The sequence below is a fragment of the Burkholderia sp. MSMB1589WGS genome (genome assembly GCF_001636105.1).
GTDB lineage: Bacteria > Pseudomonadota > Gammaproteobacteria > Burkholderiales > Burkholderiaceae > Burkholderia > Burkholderia humptydooensis.
Genome location: NZ_LNJT01000007.1, coordinates 882,797 through 900,533, shown reverse-complemented (window position 1 = coordinate 900,533; position 17,737 = coordinate 882,797). Strand labels below are relative to the sequence as shown.

At 67.3% G+C, this 17,737-nt stretch carries 18 protein-coding genes and 1 pseudogene; 14 read left to right on the top strand and 5 right to left on the bottom strand.

Annotated elements, in window-relative coordinates:
- Positions 1-99 precede the first annotated feature (99 nt).
- Entirely contained in the window at positions 100-1,023 is a 924-nt protein-coding gene (locus WT16_RS12105; protein ID WP_006025725.1) for a histone deacetylase family protein, read from the top strand.
- A gap of 120 nt (positions 1,024-1,143) precedes the next feature.
- Here WT16_RS12105 and WT16_RS12100 read toward each other — a convergent pair whose 3' ends face one another.
- Positions 1,144-2,067 carry an alpha/beta hydrolase gene (locus WT16_RS12100; RefSeq protein ID WP_015600898.1) on the bottom strand — a complete coding sequence of 308 codons (924 nt, stop codon included), beginning with the start codon at positions 2,065-2,067 and terminating at the stop codon, positions 1,144-1,146.
- 229 nt (positions 2,068-2,296) lie between these two features.
- Between WT16_RS12100 and WT16_RS12095 the strand changes: the two genes are divergently transcribed.
- From WT16_RS12095 to WT16_RS12070, 6 genes are all read left to right on the top strand, one after another.
- Positions 2,297-3,331, top strand: coding sequence for a methionine ABC transporter ATP-binding protein (locus WT16_RS12095; protein WP_006025727.1), 1,035 nt, complete (start codon positions 2,297-2,299; stop codon positions 3,329-3,331).
- Positions 3,321-3,974 carry a methionine ABC transporter permease gene (locus WT16_RS12090; RefSeq protein ID WP_006025728.1) on the top strand — a complete coding sequence of 218 codons (654 nt, stop codon included), beginning with the start codon at positions 3,321-3,323 and terminating at the stop codon, positions 3,972-3,974. Before WT16_RS12095 ends, WT16_RS12090 begins: the two co-directional genes overlap by 11 nt.
- A gap of 79 nt (positions 3,975-4,053) precedes the next feature.
- Positions 4,054-4,854, top strand: coding sequence for a MetQ/NlpA family ABC transporter substrate-binding protein (locus WT16_RS12085; protein WP_082874788.1), 801 nt, complete (start codon positions 4,054-4,056; stop codon positions 4,852-4,854).
- Between the two features lie 225 nt (positions 4,855-5,079).
- The gene (locus WT16_RS12080) at positions 5,080-5,829 is read left to right on the top strand and encodes an electron transfer flavoprotein subunit beta/FixA family protein (protein WP_004189750.1); all 750 of its coding nucleotides are present in this window, start codon (positions 5,080-5,082) and stop codon (positions 5,827-5,829) included.
- Positions 5,830-5,844: 15 nt separating this feature from the next.
- A complete protein-coding gene (locus WT16_RS12075; protein WP_063533412.1) occupies positions 5,845-6,780 on the top strand; it encodes an FAD-binding protein in 936 nt (311 codons plus the stop codon).
- 113 nt (positions 6,781-6,893) lie between these two features.
- The gene (locus WT16_RS12070) at positions 6,894-8,684 is read left to right on the top strand and encodes an acyl-CoA dehydrogenase (protein ID WP_063533411.1); all 1,791 of its coding nucleotides are present in this window, start codon (positions 6,894-6,896) and stop codon (positions 8,682-8,684) included.
- A gap of 119 nt (positions 8,685-8,803) precedes the next feature.
- Here the strand turns inward: WT16_RS12070 and WT16_RS12065 are convergent, their stop codons facing one another.
- Positions 8,804-10,090: a D-amino acid dehydrogenase gene (locus WT16_RS12065; protein ID WP_015602124.1), complete on the bottom strand. Its 1,287-nt coding sequence runs from the start codon at positions 10,088-10,090 to the stop codon at positions 8,804-8,806.
- A 145-nt stretch (positions 10,091-10,235) separates the two neighbouring features.
- Here WT16_RS12065 and WT16_RS12060 point away from each other — a divergent pair, with 145 nt between their 5' ends.
- Together WT16_RS12060 and WT16_RS12055 are read left to right on the top strand one after the other, a co-directional pair.
- Entirely contained in the window at positions 10,236-10,724 is a 489-nt protein-coding gene (locus WT16_RS12060) for an Lrp/AsnC ligand binding domain-containing protein (protein ID WP_006025733.1), read from the top strand.
- Positions 10,725-10,826: 102 nt separating this feature from the next.
- On the top strand, positions 10,827-11,996 hold the full coding sequence (locus tag WT16_RS12055) for a PA0069 family radical SAM protein (RefSeq protein ID WP_063533410.1): 1,170 nt from the start codon (positions 10,827-10,829) through the stop codon (positions 11,994-11,996).
- Positions 11,997-12,044: 48 nt separating this feature from the next.
- Here the strand turns inward: WT16_RS12055 and WT16_RS12050 are convergent, their stop codons facing one another.
- Positions 12,045-12,512, bottom strand: a complete 468-nt coding sequence (locus WT16_RS12050; protein ID WP_063533409.1) for an NINE protein — start codon at positions 12,510-12,512, stop codon at positions 12,045-12,047.
- 109 nt (positions 12,513-12,621) lie between these two features.
- On the bottom strand, positions 12,622-13,779 hold the full coding sequence (locus tag WT16_RS12045; RefSeq protein ID WP_063533408.1) for a sorbosone dehydrogenase family protein: 1,158 nt from the start codon (positions 13,777-13,779) through the stop codon (positions 12,622-12,624).
- A gap of 168 nt (positions 13,780-13,947) precedes the next feature.
- On the opposite strand from WT16_RS12045, the gene rpsP reads away from it, so the two are divergent.
- From rpsP to rplS, 4 genes are all read left to right on the top strand, one after another.
- Positions 13,948-14,202: a 30S ribosomal protein S16 gene (rpsP, locus tag WT16_RS12040; RefSeq protein WP_004189402.1), complete on the top strand. Its 255-nt coding sequence runs from the start codon at positions 13,948-13,950 to the stop codon at positions 14,200-14,202.
- A gap of 42 nt (positions 14,203-14,244) precedes the next feature.
- Positions 14,245-14,946 (top strand): ribosome maturation factor RimM, encoded by a 702-nt coding sequence (gene rimM, locus WT16_RS12035; RefSeq protein ID WP_015600907.1) that lies wholly within the window; start codon positions 14,245-14,247, stop codon positions 14,944-14,946.
- A gap of 1 nt (position 14,947) precedes the next feature.
- A complete protein-coding gene (gene trmD, locus WT16_RS12030; RefSeq protein ID WP_006025748.1) occupies positions 14,948-15,742 on the top strand; it encodes a tRNA (guanosine(37)-N1)-methyltransferase TrmD in 795 nt (264 codons plus the stop codon).
- A gap of 138 nt (positions 15,743-15,880) precedes the next feature.
- Entirely contained in the window at positions 15,881-16,270 is a 390-nt protein-coding gene (gene rplS, locus WT16_RS12025) for a 50S ribosomal protein L19 (RefSeq protein WP_006025749.1), read from the top strand.
- 214 nt (positions 16,271-16,484) lie between these two features.
- Here rplS and WT16_RS31015 read toward each other — a convergent pair.
- Positions 16,485-16,673: pseudogene (locus WT16_RS31015) on the bottom strand (GNAT family N-acetyltransferase); the annotation flags it as partial.
- 313 nt (positions 16,674-16,986) lie between these two features.
- Here WT16_RS31015 and WT16_RS12015 point away from each other — a divergent pair.
- Positions 16,987-17,670 (top strand): CoA pyrophosphatase, encoded by a 684-nt coding sequence (locus WT16_RS12015; RefSeq protein ID WP_009913230.1) that lies wholly within the window; start codon positions 16,987-16,989, stop codon positions 17,668-17,670.
- Positions 17,671-17,737: the final 67 nt, after the last annotated feature.

The window sequence follows — 17,737 nt, the reverse complement described above, 5'->3', positions numbered from 1 at the left end:
CGATGTGGTAAGTTAGCGGCGAACTTCGCACCAGACGATATCGCGGACATCCTTGACGGAGACCTGCGGCGCGCACCGGCCGCGTCGCGGAACGAGCTTATGCCAACGGCCTTTTACACGCACCCCGACTGCCTGCTGCACGAGATGGGGGAGTGGCATCCCGAGTCGCCGGCGCGACTGTCGGCGATCCAGGATCAACTGATCGCGAGCCGCATCGACGATCTGATCGTCCACGAGACGGCGCCGTTTGCGAGCGAGACGGCGCTGGCCCGCGTGCACACGCAGGCGCACATCGACTACATCCGCAGCCGGATTCCGAAGGAAGGGTACGTCGAGATCGATCCCGACACGTCGCTGAACCGCTACACGTGGCGCGCGGCGCTGCGCGCGGCGGGCGCGGCCGTCGAGGCGACGGATGCGGTGCTCGAGGGCCGCTACGACAACGCGTTCTGCAGCGTGCGTCCGCCCGGCCATCATGCGGAGCCCGCGCGCGCGATGGGTTTCTGTTTCTTCAACAACGTCGCGATCGCCGCGCGCCACGCGCTCGAGACTCATGGTCTCGAGCGCGTGGCGATCATCGATTTCGACGTCCATCACGGCAACGGCACCGAGGCCGCATTCGCGAACGACGAGCGCGTGCTGATGTGCAGCTTCTTCCAGCATCCGCTGTATCCGTTTTCGGGCGTCGACCATCAGGCGCCGAACATGGTCAATCTGCCGATGGCCGCGCGCACGAACGGGATGGCGGTGCGCGAGGCGGTCGATCTGATGTGGCTGCCGCGGCTCGACGCGTTCAGGCCGCAGATGCTGTTCGTGTCGGCGGGGTTCGACGCGCATCGCGAGGACGACATCGGCGGGATGGGGCTCGTCGAAGCCGACTACGAATGGATCACGCAGCAGATCTGCGAAGTCGCGCGGCGGCATGCGCAAGGCCGGATCGTGAGCTGCCTCGAAGGCGGCTACAACCTGTCCGCGCTCGGGCGAAGCGTGGTCGCGCATCTGCGCGTGCTCGCGCAGGTGTGAGCGCGTAGGGCGCGCATCGCGGACGGCACGGGCGCCGATGCTCGATGTCGAGCCGCGGAGCGCCGACGTGTGCAGGCGTGTCCGCACGAACCGGTCGGCGCGCTTCCTGACGTCCCTGCCTCAACCGCGCGCCGGCGCGCGCGCGACGATCCAGTCGATCAGCGCGCCGATCACGCGCTCACGTTCCAGATCGTTCATCGTCTCGTGATAGTTGCCTTCGTACAGCGTGAGCGTGCGGTCGGGCGAGCCGACGTGCCGGCCGAAATCGCGGCTGCCGTCGGGCTCGGTCAGCTTGTCGGCGGTGCCGTGATAGACGAGGACGGGGACGCGCAGCGCCGCGCGGCCGGCCTCGATTCGCCGCATCGCGCCGAGAATCTCGGCGCCCGTGCGCGCCGGCACCGAGCCGTGGTGGACGAGCGGATCGGCGCGGTTCGCGGCGACCACGGCCGGATCGCGCGACAGCAGCGCGGCGTCGATCTTGATCGCCGGAAAGCGAGGCCACACGCGGCTGATGAAGCGGCTCATCGCGAGCATCCATTTCGGCACGTCGCGTCCGGGCGCGAGCGCGGGGCTCGACAGGATCAGGCCCGCCAGGCCCGGGCGGCGCGCGGCCGCGCGTTCGACCGCGCGTTCGACCGCGTAGAGCGCGGCGATCGCGCCGCCCATGCTGTGTCCCATCAGGAAGAGCGGCGTGTTCTCGCGCGCGGCGCTCGCGACGAGTGCGTCCGCGTCTTCCAGATACCGATCGAAGCGCTCGGCCCATGCGCGTTCGCCGGGCGAATGCCCGTGCCCGCGCAGATCGATTGCGACGGCCTCGATGCCCGCCGCGTTCAGCCGTTCGGCGAGCGCCTGGTAGCGGCCCGCATGCTCGGCGAGCCCGTGCACGAGCGCGACGGTCGCGCGCGGCGCCGCGCACGGGGACGCGGCCGCGGGCCAGCGGTAGGACGCGAGCTCGAGCCCGTCGGCGGTACGCAGGCGCCCGCGCTGAGGGGCGGTGCCGGAATCGGCGGCTAAGCGGGGCGAAGTCGAAGCGGCTGCGTCCATGGCGGGCGTCTCCGGCGTGTCGTTATGGGGGATGGGCTCGATCATAGACGCCGTCCGTGACGGCCCGCGCGGGCGTCGTCCTCTAATCGCCTTTGGTTATGAAAAGGTGGAAATCGATTATTAAGAGAAATGTGACGAATGCGGTAAACTCGCGGGCTATTCCCAAGATGCGGCGGCGGTCGACAGCGAAGCCCGGCACATCCGGCTGCGCCGTTCCGCCGTTTTTTACATGATCGAAATTCGCAACCTTTCGCAGCGTTTCGAGGGGCCTCGCGGCTGGATCGAGGCGCTGCACAACGTCAATCTGACGATTCCGCAGGGCGAGGTATTCGGCATCATCGGCCGCAGCGGCGCGGGCAAGAGCACGCTCGTGCGCACGATCAACCTGCTCACGCGGCCGTCCGAAGGCAGCGTGTTCGTCGGCGGGCGCGACCTGACGCAATTGTCGGCCGGCGAGCTGCGCGGCGCGCGGCGCGACATCGGGATGATCTTCCAGCACTTCAACCTGCTGTCGTCGCGCACGGTGTTCGACAACATCGCGCTGCCGCTCGAGCTCGCCGGCGTGAAGCGCGCGGAGATCGAGGCGACCGTGCTGCCGCTGCTCGATCTCGTCGGCCTCGCCGCGCAGAAGGACCGCTATCCGGCGCAGATCAGCGGCGGGCAGAAGCAGCGCGTCGGCATCGCGCGCGCGCTCGCGAGCAAGCCGAAGGTGCTGCTGTCCGACGAAGCGACGTCCGCGCTCGACCCCGAGACGACGCGCGCGATCCTCGACCTGCTCCGGCGCATCAACCGCGAGCTCGGCCTCACGATCGTCCTCATCACGCACCAGATGGAAGTGATCAAGGACGTGTGCGATCGCGTCGCGGTGCTCGACGCCGGGCGCGTCGTCGAGGAGGGCAACGTGATCGACGTGTTCATGCGCCCGCATCACGAAGTCACGCGCGCGCTGATCGGCGACGTGATCGCGCAGGAGCTGCCGCCCGCGATGAAGGCGCGCGTTGCCGAGCGCCTGAAGACGGGCTCGGGCCATCTGTTGCGCCTCGCGTTCACGGGCTCGGGCGTCGACCAGCCGATCCTCTCCGAGACGATCAGGCGCTACGAGCTGGACTTCAACATCCTGCACGGCCAGATCGACGAGATCCAGGGTCGCGCGTTCGGTTCGCTCGCGGTGCTCGCCACCGGCGAGCCGGGCAAGGTGGGGCAGGCGTTCGCGTATCTGCGCGAGCAGGGCGTGGTCGTCGAGGAGCTTTCGTATGTTGAGTGAAATGTTCGATATGTTCGTGCAGTCGTTCTGGGAGACGCTGATCATGGTCGGCATTTCCGGAGCGGTCGGCGCGCTCGTCGGCCTGCCGCTCGGTGTGCTGCTCTATCTCACCGACCGCCAGGGCGTGCTGCAGAATCTCGCGGTGAACCGCGTGCTGGGCGGCATCGTCAACGCGGTGCGCTCGACGCCGTTCATCATCCTGCTCGTCGCGGTGATTCCGTTCACGCGCCTCGCCGTCGGCTCGTCGATCGGCACCGCGGCGGCCGTCGTGCCGCTCACGATCGCGGCGGCGCCCTTCATCGCGCGGCTCGTCGAGACGGCGCTGCGCGAAGTCGACCGCGGCCTCATCGAAGCCGCGCAGGCGATGGGCGCGACGACGGGCCAGATCGTGTTCAAGGTGCTGCTGCCCGAATCGCTGCCGGGCATCGTCGCGGGGCTCACGATCACGTTCGTGTCGCTCGTCGGCTATTCGGCGATGGCGGGCGCGATCGGCGGCGGCGGCCTGGGCGACCTCGGCATCCGCTACGGCTATCAGCGCTATCTGCCCGAAGTGATGTGGACGGTCGTCGCGATCCTGATCGTGTTCGTGCAGATCGTGCAGTCGTTCGGCGACTGGCTCGTGCGGCGCCTGAGCCACAAGTGACGCGATCGGCAATCGAAGACGAACGAGCGCCGCGCAACGCGGCACGCGACGGCGCCGCAACCGCTGAGGAGATCCGAAGATGCAACGAAGAATGATGCTGAAGCTCGCCGCCGCGCTCGGCGCGGCCGCGTGCGTCGCGAGCGCGCAGGCGCAGGCGCAGGCGCAGACGATCAAGGTCGGCGTGACGGGCGGCCCGCACGCGCAGGTGATGGAGGAAGTGAGGAAGGTCGCGGCGAGGAGCGGGCTCGACATCCGTATCGTCGAATTCTCCGATTACGTGCAGCCGAACGCGGCGCTCGCGGCGGGCGACCTCGACGCGAACAGCTACCAGCATGCCCCGTATCTCGAAGCGCAGGTGAAGGACCGCGGCTACAGGATCGTCAAGGTCGCGGACACCGTGACGTTCCCGATGGGCATCTATTCGAAGCGCGTGAAGTCGCTTGCGGCGCTGCAATCGGGCGCGCGGATCGCGATCCCGAACGATCCGACGAACGGCGGCCGCGCGCTGTTGCTGCTGCAGAAGCAGGGCCTGCTGAAGCTGCGCGACGGCGCGGGCCTGAAGGCGACGCGCTTCGACGTCGTCGACAACCCCAAGCAGTTGAAGATCGTCGAGCTCGATGCCGCGCAGATCCCGCGCTCGCTCGCCGACGTCGACGCGGCCGCGATCAACACGAACTACGCGATGGAAGCCGGCCTGAAGCCGAAACAGGACGCGATCGCAATCGAGGGCCCGAACGGCCCGTACGCGAACATTCTCGCGGTGCGCGCCGAAGACAAGGACAAGCCGTGGGTCGCGAAGCTCGTCGCCGCATACCGGTCGCCCGACGTGAAGCGCTTCATCGAGCGCCGGTTCGGCGGGGCGGTGATCGCCGCATGGTAGGAGGAATAAGGGATGCCGCCGATTAGAGGCGAAAATCGAAAGCCCGGGCTTGGCGTCCGGGTTTTTTCTCTTTTAAAATAGAACGACCGTTCGCTATTATCGGCATGCCGCAAGGGGGCGCTATCCTCGGCGCAGCCGCAAATTGAATGACCGGCGTCGCCGCCGCGTCAGCGAGCCACGCTATAAAATGGCCGCTGATCGTATTCGTAACTTTGGAGCGTGTGCATGAAAATCCTGGTGCCAGTGAAAAGAGTGGTCGATTACAACGTGAAGGTCCGCGTGAAGTCGGATGGCACGGGCGTCGATATCGCGAACGTGAAGATGTCGATGAACCCGTTCGACGAGATCGCCGTTGAAGAAGCGGTGCGCCTGAAGGAAGCGGGCGTGGCGACCGAGGTGATCGCGGTGTCGGTGGGCGTCGCGCAGGCTCAGGAAACGCTTCGCACGGCGCTCGCGATCGGCGCGGACCGCGCGATTCTCGTCGAATCGAACGACGAGGTGCAGCCGCTTTCCGTCGCGAAGATCCTGAAGGCGCTGGTCGACAAGGAGCAGCCGCAGCTCGTGATCCTCGGCAAGCAGGCGATCGACGACGATTCGAACCAGACGGGCCAGATGCTCGCCGCGCTCGCGAACCTGCCGCAGGCGACGTTCGCGTCGAAGGTGACGGTAGCCGACGGCAAGGCTACCGTCGCGCGCGAAGTGGACGGCGGCGCGGAAACGCTGTCGCTGACGCTGCCGGCGGTGGTGACGACGGACTTGCGCCTGAACGAGCCGCGCTACGTGACGCTGCCGAACATCATGAAGGCGAAGAAGAAGCCGCTGGAGACGGTGAAGCCGGAAGACCTGGGCGTGGACGTCGCGCCGCGTCTGAAGACGCTGAAGGTGGTGGAGCCGCCGAAGCGCGCGGCGGGCGTGAAGGTCGCGGACGTGAAGACGCTGGTCGAGAAGCTGAAGACCGAAGCCAAGGTGCTGTAAGGGGAGCGCAAAGAGATGACGATTCTGGTGATTGCGGAACATGACAACGCGTCGATCAAGGCAGCCACGCTGAACACGGTGGCCGCGGCAACGAAGATCGGCGGCGACATTCACGTGCTGGTCGCGGGCCACGACGCGCAGGGCGCGGCGGACGCGGCGGCGAAGATCGCGGGCGTATCGAAGGTGCTGCTGGCCGACGCGCCGCAGCTCGCGGACGGTCTCGCGGAAAACGTCGAGGCGACCGCGCTGAACGTCGCGAAGGACTACTCGCACATCCTCGCGCCGGCAACGGCCTACGGCAAGAACATCGCGCCGCGGATCGCGGCGAAGCTGGACGTCGCGCAGATCTCGGACATCACGGCGGTCGATTCGGCCGACACGTTCGAGCGCCCGATCTACGCGGGCAACGCGATCGCGACGGTGCAGTCGGGTGATCCGATCAAGGTGATCACGGTGCGCGCGACGGGCTTCGATCCGGTCGCGGCGGAAGGCGGCAGCGCGTCGGTCGAGAAGATCGACGCGGCGGCGGACGCGGGCGTGTCGCAGTTCGTGAGCCGCGAAGTGACGAAGCTCGATCGTCCGGAGCTGACGAGCGCGAGCATCATCGTGTCGGGCGGCCGGGGCCTCGGCAGCGGCGAGAACTACACGAAGGTGCTGGAGCCGCTGGCGGACAAGCTGCAGGCGGCGCTGGGCGCGTCGCGCGCGGCGGTGGACGCGGGCTACGTGCCGAACGACTATCAGGTGGGCCAGACGGGCAAGATCGTCGCGCCGCAGTTGTACATCGCGGTGGGCATCTCGGGCGCGATCCAGCACCTGGCGGGGATGAAGGATTCGAAGGTGATCGTCGCGATCAACAAGGATCCGGAAGCGCCGATCTTCAGCGTGGCCGATTACGGCCTCGTCGGCGATCTGTTCACGCTCGTGCCGGAACTCGTGAACGAGCTCGGCTGACACGTTCAGCAGCCGGCGCGCGTCGCGTTCAACGCACGAGCCAGTCGAACATGAGCAAAGGGGCGCGGCGAGCGCCCCTTTTCACACCATAAGCAGACCAGGAGAGGAGCACCATGAGCTATACCGCACCCGTCAAGGACATGCTGTTCGTGATGAAGGAACTGGCCGGCATCGACGCGGTCGCGAAGCTGCGCGGCTACGAGGACGCCGGCTTCGACACGGCGCAGGCCGTGCTCGACGAATCGGCGAAGTTCTGCGGCGAGGTGCTCGCGCCGCTGAACATCGAGGGCGACAAGAACCCGAGTAGCTGGAAGGACGGCGCCGTCACGGCGACGCCCGGCTTCAAGGATGCGTTCCGCCAGTTCGCCGAAGGCGGCTGGCAGGGGCTCCAGCATCCGACCGAATACGACGGCCAGGGCCTGCCGAAGCTGATCGCGACGCCGTGCATCGAGATGCTGAACGCATCGAACCTGTCGTTCGCACTGTGTCCGCTCCTGACCGACGGCGCAATCGAAGCGCTCCTCACAGCCGGCACCGACGAACAGAAATCCCGCTACGTGCCAAAGCTCATCGCGGGCGTTTGGACGGGCACGATGAACCTCACCGAGCCGCAGGCGGGCTCCGACCTCGCGCTCGTGCGCTCGCGCGCGGAGCCGCAGCCCGACGGCTCGTACAAGGTGTTCGGCACGAAGATCTTCATCACGTGGGGCGAACACGACATGGCGGACAACATCGTCCACCTCGTGCTCGCGCGCACGCCGAACGCGCCCGAAGGCGTGAAGGGCATTTCGCTGTTCATCGTGCCGAAGTTCCTCGTCAACGAAGACGGCAGCCTCGGCGCGCGCAACGACGTGCATTGCGTGTCGATCGAGCACAAGCTCGGCATCAAGGCGAGCCCGACCGCGGTGCTGCAGTACGGCGACCAAGGCGGCGCGATCGGCTATCTCGTCGGCGAAGAGAACCGCGGCCTCGAGTACATGTTCATCATGATGAACGCGGCGCGCTTCGGCGTCGGGATGCAGGGGATCGGCGTCGCCGAGTGCGCGTACCAGAAGGCCGCCGAGTTCGCGAAGGAGCGCGTGCAGAGCCGTCCCGTCGACGGCTCCGCAAAGCGGTCGGTGACGATCATCCATCACCCGGACGTGCGCCGGATGCTCGCGACGATGCGCGCGCTGACGGAAGGCGCGCGCGCGCTGTCCTACGTCGCCGCCGCGCATAGCGATCACGCGCACCGCGCGGCCGACGAAGGCGTGCGTGCGAAGCATCAGGCGATCTACGAGTATCTGGTGCCGATCGTGAAGGGCTGGAGCACCGAGATGGTCAACGAGGTCGCGAGCCTCGGCATCCAGGTGCACGGCGGGATGGGCTTCATCGAGGAAACGGGCGCCGCGCAGTACTACCGCGACGCGCGCATTCTCGCGATCTACGAAGGCACGACCGCGATCCAGGCGAACGACCTCGTCGGCCGGAAGACGGCGCGCGACGGCGGCGCGGTCGCGAAGGCGATCGTCGGCGAGATCCGGCAGACGGTCGAAGCGCTCGGCGCGCACGACGGCCCGGCGTTCGCCGCGATGAAGGTTCAACTGGAGAACGGCGCGCGCGCGCTGTCGGCCGTCGTCGACTTTGTCGTCGCGAACGTGAAAGGCGATCCGAACGCGGTGTTCGCCGGCAGCGTGCCGTATCTGAAACTCGCGGGCATCGTGCTGTGCGGCTGGCAAATGGCGCGCGCGCTGCTCGTCGCGCAGCAAAAGCGCGCCGATGACCCGAAGTTCTACGACGCGAAGATCGCGATCGCGCAGTTCTATGCGGAGCACATCCTCGCGCAGGCGAGCGGGTTCGAAGCGTCGATCGTCGGCGCGAAGGGCGGACAAGGCGTGTTCGCGCTGACGGAAGACCAGTTCTGATCGTCGGGCTCGGCCGGTTCGTCCGCTAGACGCTCAAACGCAGAACGGCGCCCTCGGGCGCCGTTCTTTTTGGCGGAGGCGGCCTTGCATGCGGGCCGCCCCGATCGCGCGTCAGCGCGTCATGCGTACGCGGGGCGATGCTCGCCGTCCGTCTCGCTCAGATAGCGATGCACCGACAGGTCGTCCGCGCGGATCGCGGGCTTCTTGCCGGACATCAGATCGGCGAGCAACTGGCCGGAGCCGCACGACATCGTCCAGCCGAGCGTGCCGTGGCCCGTGTTGAGGAACAGGTTCGGCACGGGCGTGCGGCCGACGATCGGCGTGCCGTCCGGCGTCATCGGCCGCAGGCCGGTCCAGAACGTCGCGTTCGCCGTGTCGCCGCCACCCGGGAACAGGTCGTTCACGCACATGTCGAGCGTTTCGCGGCGCGCCTGCCGCAGCCGCTTGTCGAAGCCGACGATCTCCGCCATCCCGCCAACGCGGATCCGATCGTCGAAACGCGTGATCGCGATCTTGTAGGTTTCGTCGAGTACGGTCGACACGGGCGCCTTCGCCGCGTCGACGATTGGCGCGGTGATCGAATAGCCCTTCAGCGGATATACCGGGATCTTCACGAGATTCGCGACGAGGTTCGTCGAGTACGAGCCGAGCGCGACCACGTAGGCATCGGCGCGCACCATCTCGCCGCCGCACTGGACGCCCGCGATCTTGCCGCCCGCGACGGCGAGCGCGTCGATGCTGGTGTTGAATCGGAACGTCACGCCGAGCTGCTCGGCGAGCGCGGCGAGGCGCGTCGTGAAGAGCTGGCAGTCGCCCGTCTCGTCGCCCGGCAGCCGCAGGCCGCCCGTCAGCTTGTGCGACACCGCGGCGAGCGCCGGCTCGGCCTTCTTCAGCGCGTCGCTCGACAGCAGCTCGAACGCCACGTTCGCCTCGCGCAGCACCGCGATGTCCTTCGCGGCGCCGTCGAGCTGCTGCTGCGTGCGGAAGACCTGCAGCGTGCCGCCCGTGCGGCCTTCGTACTGGATGCCCATCTCGGCGCGCAGCGCCTGCAGGCAATCGCGGCTGTATTCGGCGAGGCGCACCATCCGGCCCTTGTTCAGCGCATAACGCTCGGTCGTGCAGTTGCGCAGCATCTGCCACATCCATTGCAACTGGAAGCGCGTGCCGTCGAGGCGGATCGCGAGCGGCGCGTGCTTTTCGAACATCCACTTGACCGCCTTCAGCGGCACGCCGGGCGCGGCCCACGGCGCCGCGTAGCCGGGCGAGATCTGGCCCGCGTTCGCAAAGCTCGTGTCGAGGGCGGGGCCGGCCTCGCGGTCGATCACCGTGACTTCGTGGCCCGCGCGCGCCAGATAATAGGCGCTCGCCACGCCGACCACGCCACTGCCCAAAATAACCACACGCATAGCTGCTCCGGATAGAGAAAACGCCGGATGGCGCGGCGCACCCGATGCGCTCTGCGATCTCCATACGGCCTAGTTTTTTGCGCTATGGTATGGTTGAGTCACTAGGTTTTGTTATTGTATTTTTCCAATTTTCAGTAAAAAAGAGATGAGAACTCAACGTCAGCCGGTACGCGCGCTCGACAAGCTCGACCGGCGCATTCTGAAGCTGCTGCAAGAGGACGGCCGCATGGCGATGAAGGACCTCGCCGAGCGCGTCGGCCTGACGGTCACGCCGTGTATCGAGCGGGTGCGGCGGATGGAGCGCGACGGCGTGATCACCGGCTACCACGCGCACGTCGATCCCGCGCAGCTCGGCGCCGCGCTGCTCGTGTTCGTCGAGATCACGCTCGATCACAAGAGCGGCAACATGTTCGAGCAGTTTCGCCGCGAAGTGATGAAGATCGACGAGGTGCTCGAATGCCATCTGGTGTCGGGCGACTTCGATTATCTGATCAAGGCGCGGATCGGCGAGATGGCCGACTACCGGAAGCTGCTCGGCGACATCCTGCTGCAGCTCCCGGGCGCCGTGCAATCGAAGAGCTATGTCGTGATGGAGGAGATCAAGGAGACGCTGATGATCGCGGTCAACGAGTGAGCGCGCGTCCGAGGCGCTTGGCATGAACCGCCAATTACTGTATGTTTGTACAGTAATTGGCGGTTTTGTCATTGGCGGCCCGGGCCGCTTACCAGAGGCACGATGAGCGAACGATCCGACGTCGAATATCCAGTGGCGCCGCCCGCGCCCCGCAAGGGGCGCGGCGCGGTGGGCAACCTGCAGGGGCGTTACGAGACCGTCGAGCGCGAGACGGTCGACGACGGCTGGACGCGCGACAACGATGGCGAGCCGCCCGCGCCGTTGCGCACGCAGGAGTTCGAGGAGCGCGCGAGGACGATCCTCACGCGCAATGCGTCGCCGGACATTCCGTTCAACGTGTCGCTGAACCCGTATCGCGGGTGCGAGCACGGCTGCATTTACTGCTTCGCGCGGCCGACGCACAGCTATCTCGGGCTGTCGCCGGGGCTCGATTTCGAGAGCCGGATCTACGCGAAGGTGAACGCCGCGGAGTTGCTCGAGCGCGAACTCGCGAAGCCGTGCTACGTGCCTGAGCCGATCGCGCTCGGCGTGAATACCGACGCGTATCAGCCGGTCGAGCGCGAACTGCGGATCACGCGGCAGGTGATCCAGGTGATGCACGACCACGGTCAGCCGTTTGCCGCGATCACGAAGTCGCCGCTGATCGAGCGCGATCTCGATTTGCTCGCGCCGATGGCCGAGCGCCGGCAGGTGATGGCGGCCGTCACGATCACGACGCTCGATCCCGAACTCGCGCGTGCGCTCGAGCCGCGTGCGGCGACGCCCGCGCGCCGGCTTCGAACGATCCGTGCGCTGCGCGACGCCGGGGTGCCGGTCGGCGTGAGCGTCGCGCCGATGATTCCGTTCGTCACCGAACCGGATCTCGAACGCGTGCTCGAGGCGTGCGCGGACGCGGGGGCGACGCACGCGAGCTATATCGTGCTGCGGCTGCCGTGGGAAGTCGCGCCGCTTTTCACCGAATGGCTCGCCGCGCATTTCCCTGATCGCGCGGAGCGGGTGATGGCGCGTGTGCGGGACATGCGCGGCGGCAAGGATTACGACGCGGATTTCAGCCGCCGGATGAAGGGCGAAGGGATGTGGGCCGATCTGCTCAAGCAGCGCTTCCGGATGGCGGTCAAGCGCTGCGGGCTGAACGAACGCGCGCGAGGGATTCTCGATTTTTCGCAGTTTTGCGCGCAGCGCTCGAAACTGCCGCGGTCGCTCGCGCGGCCGCGCACGGCGGCGCAAGCGGAAGGCCACTCGAAAGATCAGTCGCAGCTCAGCCTGTTCTGAGCGACGTGGGCGATGCGTCGTGTCGCGCCGGCAGAGCCGGCGGATGCGTCATTGCGAAATTTGCCTGGCGGCCTCGACCTGCGATTCGAAGTACGTCTGGAACGCGAGCGCGAGCCCGGTCATCAGCAGGAATGCGCCGATCAGCAGCGAAAAGATGACGACGAACACGACACCCCAGCCGGAGCGGCTTTGGCGGCCCGTCGCGGCATTGAATTGCGCGTCCCACTTGTCGTCGGCGCGCAGTCCGTAGACGAGCGCCGCGAGAAACGCGGCGAGCAGCGATGTCGCGCCGGGCACGGCGAGCCACCAGCCAAGCGCGGCGGCCCGCCCCGATGCCGCGAGCAGCAGGAAGCCGGGAATGCCGACGATCGTCGCGAGCAGGTGTGCCCAGCCTGCGAGGTCCTTCCAGCCGTACAGATAGAAGCGGTGCGCGCCGAGCGAGCCGAGCAGGAAAGCGAGCAGTGCGGTGAGCGTCTTCGAGCGGAAGCGGGGCGGCGTGGACGTGCTGCTGGACATGTCGGGAGGCAATGGGTCTTCTTCGTGGACGCCCGGGTGAGGCCCGGGAGCGGCGGGGTCGGCTCGCATTCTACGATGTTGGGCGCGGTGCGGTCACGCTACGGTTGTGTCAATGCGTCGCATCGTAGGTGATCCGGTAGATCGCGCCCGCGTAGTCGTCGCTGATGAGGAGCGAGCCGTCCGGCAGCGGCAGCACGTCGGCGGGGCGCCCCCAGACGCTTTCGTCGGGCCGCAGCCACCCCTGGACGAACGCTTCCTGGCGCGCGGCGCGGCCGTCGGGCGACGCGACCACGCGCACGACCCGGTAGCCGACCTTGCGGCTGCGGTTCCATGAGCCGTGCTCGGCAATGAAGATGTTGTCGCGGTATTCGGGCGGGAACATGTCGCCTGTGTAGAAACGCATGCCGAGTGAGGCGACGTGTGCGCCCAGCTTGAGCACGGGCGGCGCGTAGCTCGCGCACGTGTGGCCGCGCCCGAACTGTGGATCGAGCACGTCGCCGCCGTGGCAGAACGGGTAGCCGAAGTCGAGTCCCGCGCGCGGCGCGCGGTTCAGCTTGTCGTCGGGGCGGTCGTCGCCCATCAGGTCGCGGCCGTTGTCGGTGAACCAGAGTTCGTGCGTCGCCGGATGCCACGCGAAGCCGACGGTGTTGCGGACGCCTCGTGCGTAGACCTCGTAGCCGCTGCCGTCGGCGTTCATCCGGCCGATCATCGCGTAGCGGTCCCGGTCGGCGACGCAGATGTTGCACGGCGCGCCCGTTGGCACATAGAGCTTGCCGTCGGGGCCGAACGCGATGAATTTCCAGCCGTGATGGCGGTCGGTCGGCAGTGCGTCCGTGACGACGACGGGCTTCGGCGGCGCGGCGATCCGCTCGTCGATCCGGTCGAGGCGTAGAATCCGCGACACGGCCGACACGAAGAGCGCGCCGTTGCGATACGCGACGCCAACCGGCATCTCGAGCCCCGACGCGATCACGTGATGCTCGCGAACATGGCCGTCGCGCACGACGAGCGCATGCACGCGCCCGTCCATGCTGCCGACGTAGAGAATGCCGCGCGGCGACCACGCCATTTCGCGCGCCGTGGGCACGTCGTCGGCGAGCACCTGGACCCGAAATCCGGGCGGTACGCTGAGTTCGCCGATCGGCAGCGCGCCCGACGCGGCGGGGGCGGCAATTGTGGCAAGAACGAGACATGCGACGGCTGCCGCATGCAGTACCGCCGGCGGGCCTGACAAAACGATGCGGGACAGGGCGATGAGAGGGCGCATGGCGGCGGGTGAAGGCGGGCGAGCGCGGAGCGCGCAACAGATCGATTGTAAGCCTCCAGAGTCGGCGACCGGGTTTTTTGACAGGTAAGTGTTTGTTGTGCCACCGGTTTCGGGCTATAATCGCCCGTTTCAGTAGTTTTCGAACCCGGTTTTCCCGAAGGATTTCATATGGTCATCATCCGTCTGGCTCGCGGCGGCTCGAAGAAGCGCCCGTTCTACAACATCGTCGCTACCGATTCGCGCAACCGTCGTGACGGCCGCTTCATCGAGCGCGTCGGCTTCTACAACCCGGTCGCGACGAAGGGCGAAGCGCTGCGCATCGCTCAAGACCGTCTGACTTACTGGCAAGGCGTCGGCGCGCAATTGTCGCCGACCGTCGAGCGTCTCGTGAAGCAGGCGCAAAAGGCGCAGCCGGCTGCCTGACATGGCGCGGCGTGCCGGAAGTGCCGGCTGTGAGGTTCGTTGATGGCTGGTCACGATTCCGGTAATGCAAAGCGCGGGCGGTCGCCGTCGTTCGGCGTATTCGTCCGCAAGCCGGTCGAGCGCGCGCCCGAGAAGGGAGGGCGCGACGGCGCGGTTGATTCGGAAGCAAGTCGCGTCGATGCGGTGCAGTCATGGCCGGACGATGCGGTCGAGGTCGGCGCGGTGGTCGATGCGTACGGCCTCAAGGGCTGGATCAAGCTCGCGGCCCATGCCGGTGCGGGGCGAGGCGGCGATGCGCTTCTCGAGGCCCGCGACTGGTGGCTGCAAAAGGGTGTGGGGCGGGGTGCGGAGCGGAAGTTCGTGCGCGTCACGCAGGCGAAGCTGCACGGCGACACGGTCGTCGCGCATCCGGCCGGCTTGGCCGATCGCGATGCGGCGCTTGCGCTGCGCAGCTTTCGCGTGTTCGTGCGCCGTGGCGATTTCCCGGCGCTCGCCGCCGACGAGTTCTACTGGGTCGATCTGATCGGCCTCGACGTCGTCAACGAGGCGGGCGTTGCGCTCGGCAAGGTCGCCGACCTGATCGACAACGGCGTGCATTCGATCATGCGCGTCGAATATCAGGCAACCGGCAAGGATGGTCGGCCGAAAACCGGCGAGCGGCTGATTCCGTTCGTCGGCGTGTACGTGAAGGCGGTCGAGCAGGCGGCGGGACGCGTCGTCGTCGACTGGGAAGCCGATTACTGAAATGGACGAAGCCACGCAGAGCGCGATCCAGTTCGACGTCGTCACACTCTTTCCGGAGATGTTTCGCGCGTTGACCGACTGGGGCATCACGAGCCGCGCGGTGAAGCAGGGGCGGTTCGGCTTGCGCACGTGGAATCCGCGCGATTTCACGACCGACAACTACCGCACCGTCGACGATCGCCCGTATGGCGGCGGCCCCGGTATGGTGATGCTCGCGAAGCCGCTCGAGGCGGCGATCGGTGCGGCGAAGGCCGCGCAGGCGGCGCAAGGCGTTGCGAGCTCGCGCGTCGTGATGATGTCGCCGCAGGGCGCGCCGCTCACGCACGAGCGCGTCGCGCGGATGGCGGCGGAGCCGGGCGTCGTGTTGCTGTGCGGGCGCTACGAGGCGATCGACCAGCGGCTGATCGACCGTTGCGTCGACGAGGAGCTGAGCCTCGGCGATTTCGTGCTGTCGGGCGGCGAACTGCCGGCGATGGCGCTGATGGACGCCGTCGTGCGACTGCTGCCGGGCGTGCTGAACGATGCGCAATCGGCGGTGCAGGACAGCTTCGCCGACGGGCTGCTCGATTGCCCGCATTACACGCGTCCCGAGGAGTACGAGGGCGCGCGCGTGCCGGACGTGCTGCTCGGTGGACATCATGCCGAGATCGAGCGCTGGCGCCGGCAGGAAGCGTTGAGAAACACCCTCGCGAAGCGCCCCGACCTGATCGCGCGGGCGCGTCGCGAAAAGTTGCTGAGCCGGGCCGACGAGGCATGGCTTGCAAGTCTCGCGAAAGAAGCGAAGCAGGCCTCCTGAGGCGGCGGCGCTTTCGTTTGCGAATTTGGCGGTGCCGCGCATGCGTGCGCGGCGCCTGATGTGAATCCATCCTCTATCGGGGCCGAGCCTGGAAGCAGGCGGGCGCAAACGCCGACAAGATGGCTTTAGGAGTCAGTGATGAATCTGATCGGAAAACTTGAGCAGGAAGAGATCGAGCGCGCGCTCGCAGGCAAGACGATCCCCGAATTCGCCCCGGGCGACACGGTGATCGTGAACGTGAACGTGGTGGAAGGCAACCGCAAGCGCGTTCAGGCTTACGAAGGCGTCGTGATCGCGAAGCGCAACCGTGGCCTGAACTCGTCGTTCATCGTCCGCAAGATCTCGTCGGGCGAAGGCGTCGAGCGTACGTTCCAGACGTACTCGCCGCTGCTCGCGAGCATCGTCGTGAAGCGCCGCGGCGACGTGCGCCGCGCGAAGCTGTACTACCTGCGCGAGCGTTCGGGCAAGTCGGCTCGAATCAAGGAAAAGCTGGTGTCGAAGGATCGCGCCGCTGCTGCGCAGCAGTAAGCGCAGTCGGAAACGCGCGCCGGAAGTCGTTCGGCGTGCGTTTCGCCAGGCGTGGAAAAGCGCCGTGCGGAGGTTTCCCGCACGGCGCTTTTTTTCGACCGGCTGTCGAGGGCCGCTGCGAGGCAGCGGCTTTTTTGCATCCGGCCATCGCGGCGGCGACCGGCGCGATCGTTTAGCGTGTGCTCCCGTGTGGCCGATGGGCGGCGAGGCGCGGCGTTCGTGCGTCGCCGCCGAGACGGTGTGCGGGATCGGTCGCGACCCAACTCAAACCGCCGATCGACAAGCATTTGCCGGCGTGTGAGATCGTCATGCGCACGAGCGCCGCGTAGCTGACGACCTCGCAATTCGACGACGTCGACACGTAGAACGACATCGCGTCGAGGCGAGGGTCGTGGATGAGCGGGGCGCGGCCCGCCGCGGGCGCCGCGTTGCCGAATCCTGCCATTCGCATTTCGCGCGACGTTTGGCGCGATGACTAGCATGCATTCGACCGTCGGGCCGCAGTCGATATCGCTCCTGCGCCCCCCGTAGCGCGTCACGGCCCGACGAGCGTATCGGCTGAATGCGCGGCTGAATGCGCGGCTGAATGCGCGGCCGAATCTCGGGCGAACGCCGCGCTCGCCGACGACGGGCGCCGTCCGGCGAGCGGCCCCGACGGGCGTTTTTTTCTTTTCGGCGCGACAATATGGTCCTATCCATTCCAAGCCGAGCGTCCCTTGACCCGTCGCCCCATCATCGACCCCGAAGTGCTGCCGATCGAGACGACCGGCACCGGACTGCCCGCCATCCCGCCGTCGTTGCTGACCCCGGCCGGCCTGCGCGAGCGCTTCGCGCAGCCGCCCGAATGGACGCAGGAGCCCGCCGAGGCGCAGCTTGCCGACAGCGTCGATCCGCGCAGCGCGGCCGTGCTCGTGCCGCTCGTCGTGCGCGAGCGCGGCCTGACGGTGCTGCTCACGCAGCGCGCGGATCACCTGAACGATCATGCCGGCCAGATCAGCTTTCCGGGCGGGCGCCGCGAGCCCGACGACCGCGACGCGAACGCCACCGCGCTGCGCGAGGCGCACGAGGAAATCGCGCTTTCGCACGAGCGCGTCGAATTGCTGGGCGCGCTGCCCGACTATCTGACGGGCACGGGCTTTTGCGTGACGCCCGTTGTCGCGCTCGTCCATCCGCCGTTTACGGTGCAGGCGGATACGCTCGAAGTGGCCGAGATCTTCGAGGTGCCGCTCGATTTCCTGATGAACCCCGCGCATCACCAGGTGAGGGTGTTCCGCTGGGAGGGCGGCGAGCGGCGCTTTTTCGCGATGCCGTATCCGCGCGGGCCGGTCGGCGGCCAGTATTTCATCTGGGGCGCGACGGCCGGCATGCTGCGCAACCTGTATCGCTTTCTCGCGGCCTAGTGGCGGGCGCCACAGTCTGCGCAAGCCGGAGCCATCCGACGCGCCTGCTGTGCTATCTTTACGCGAA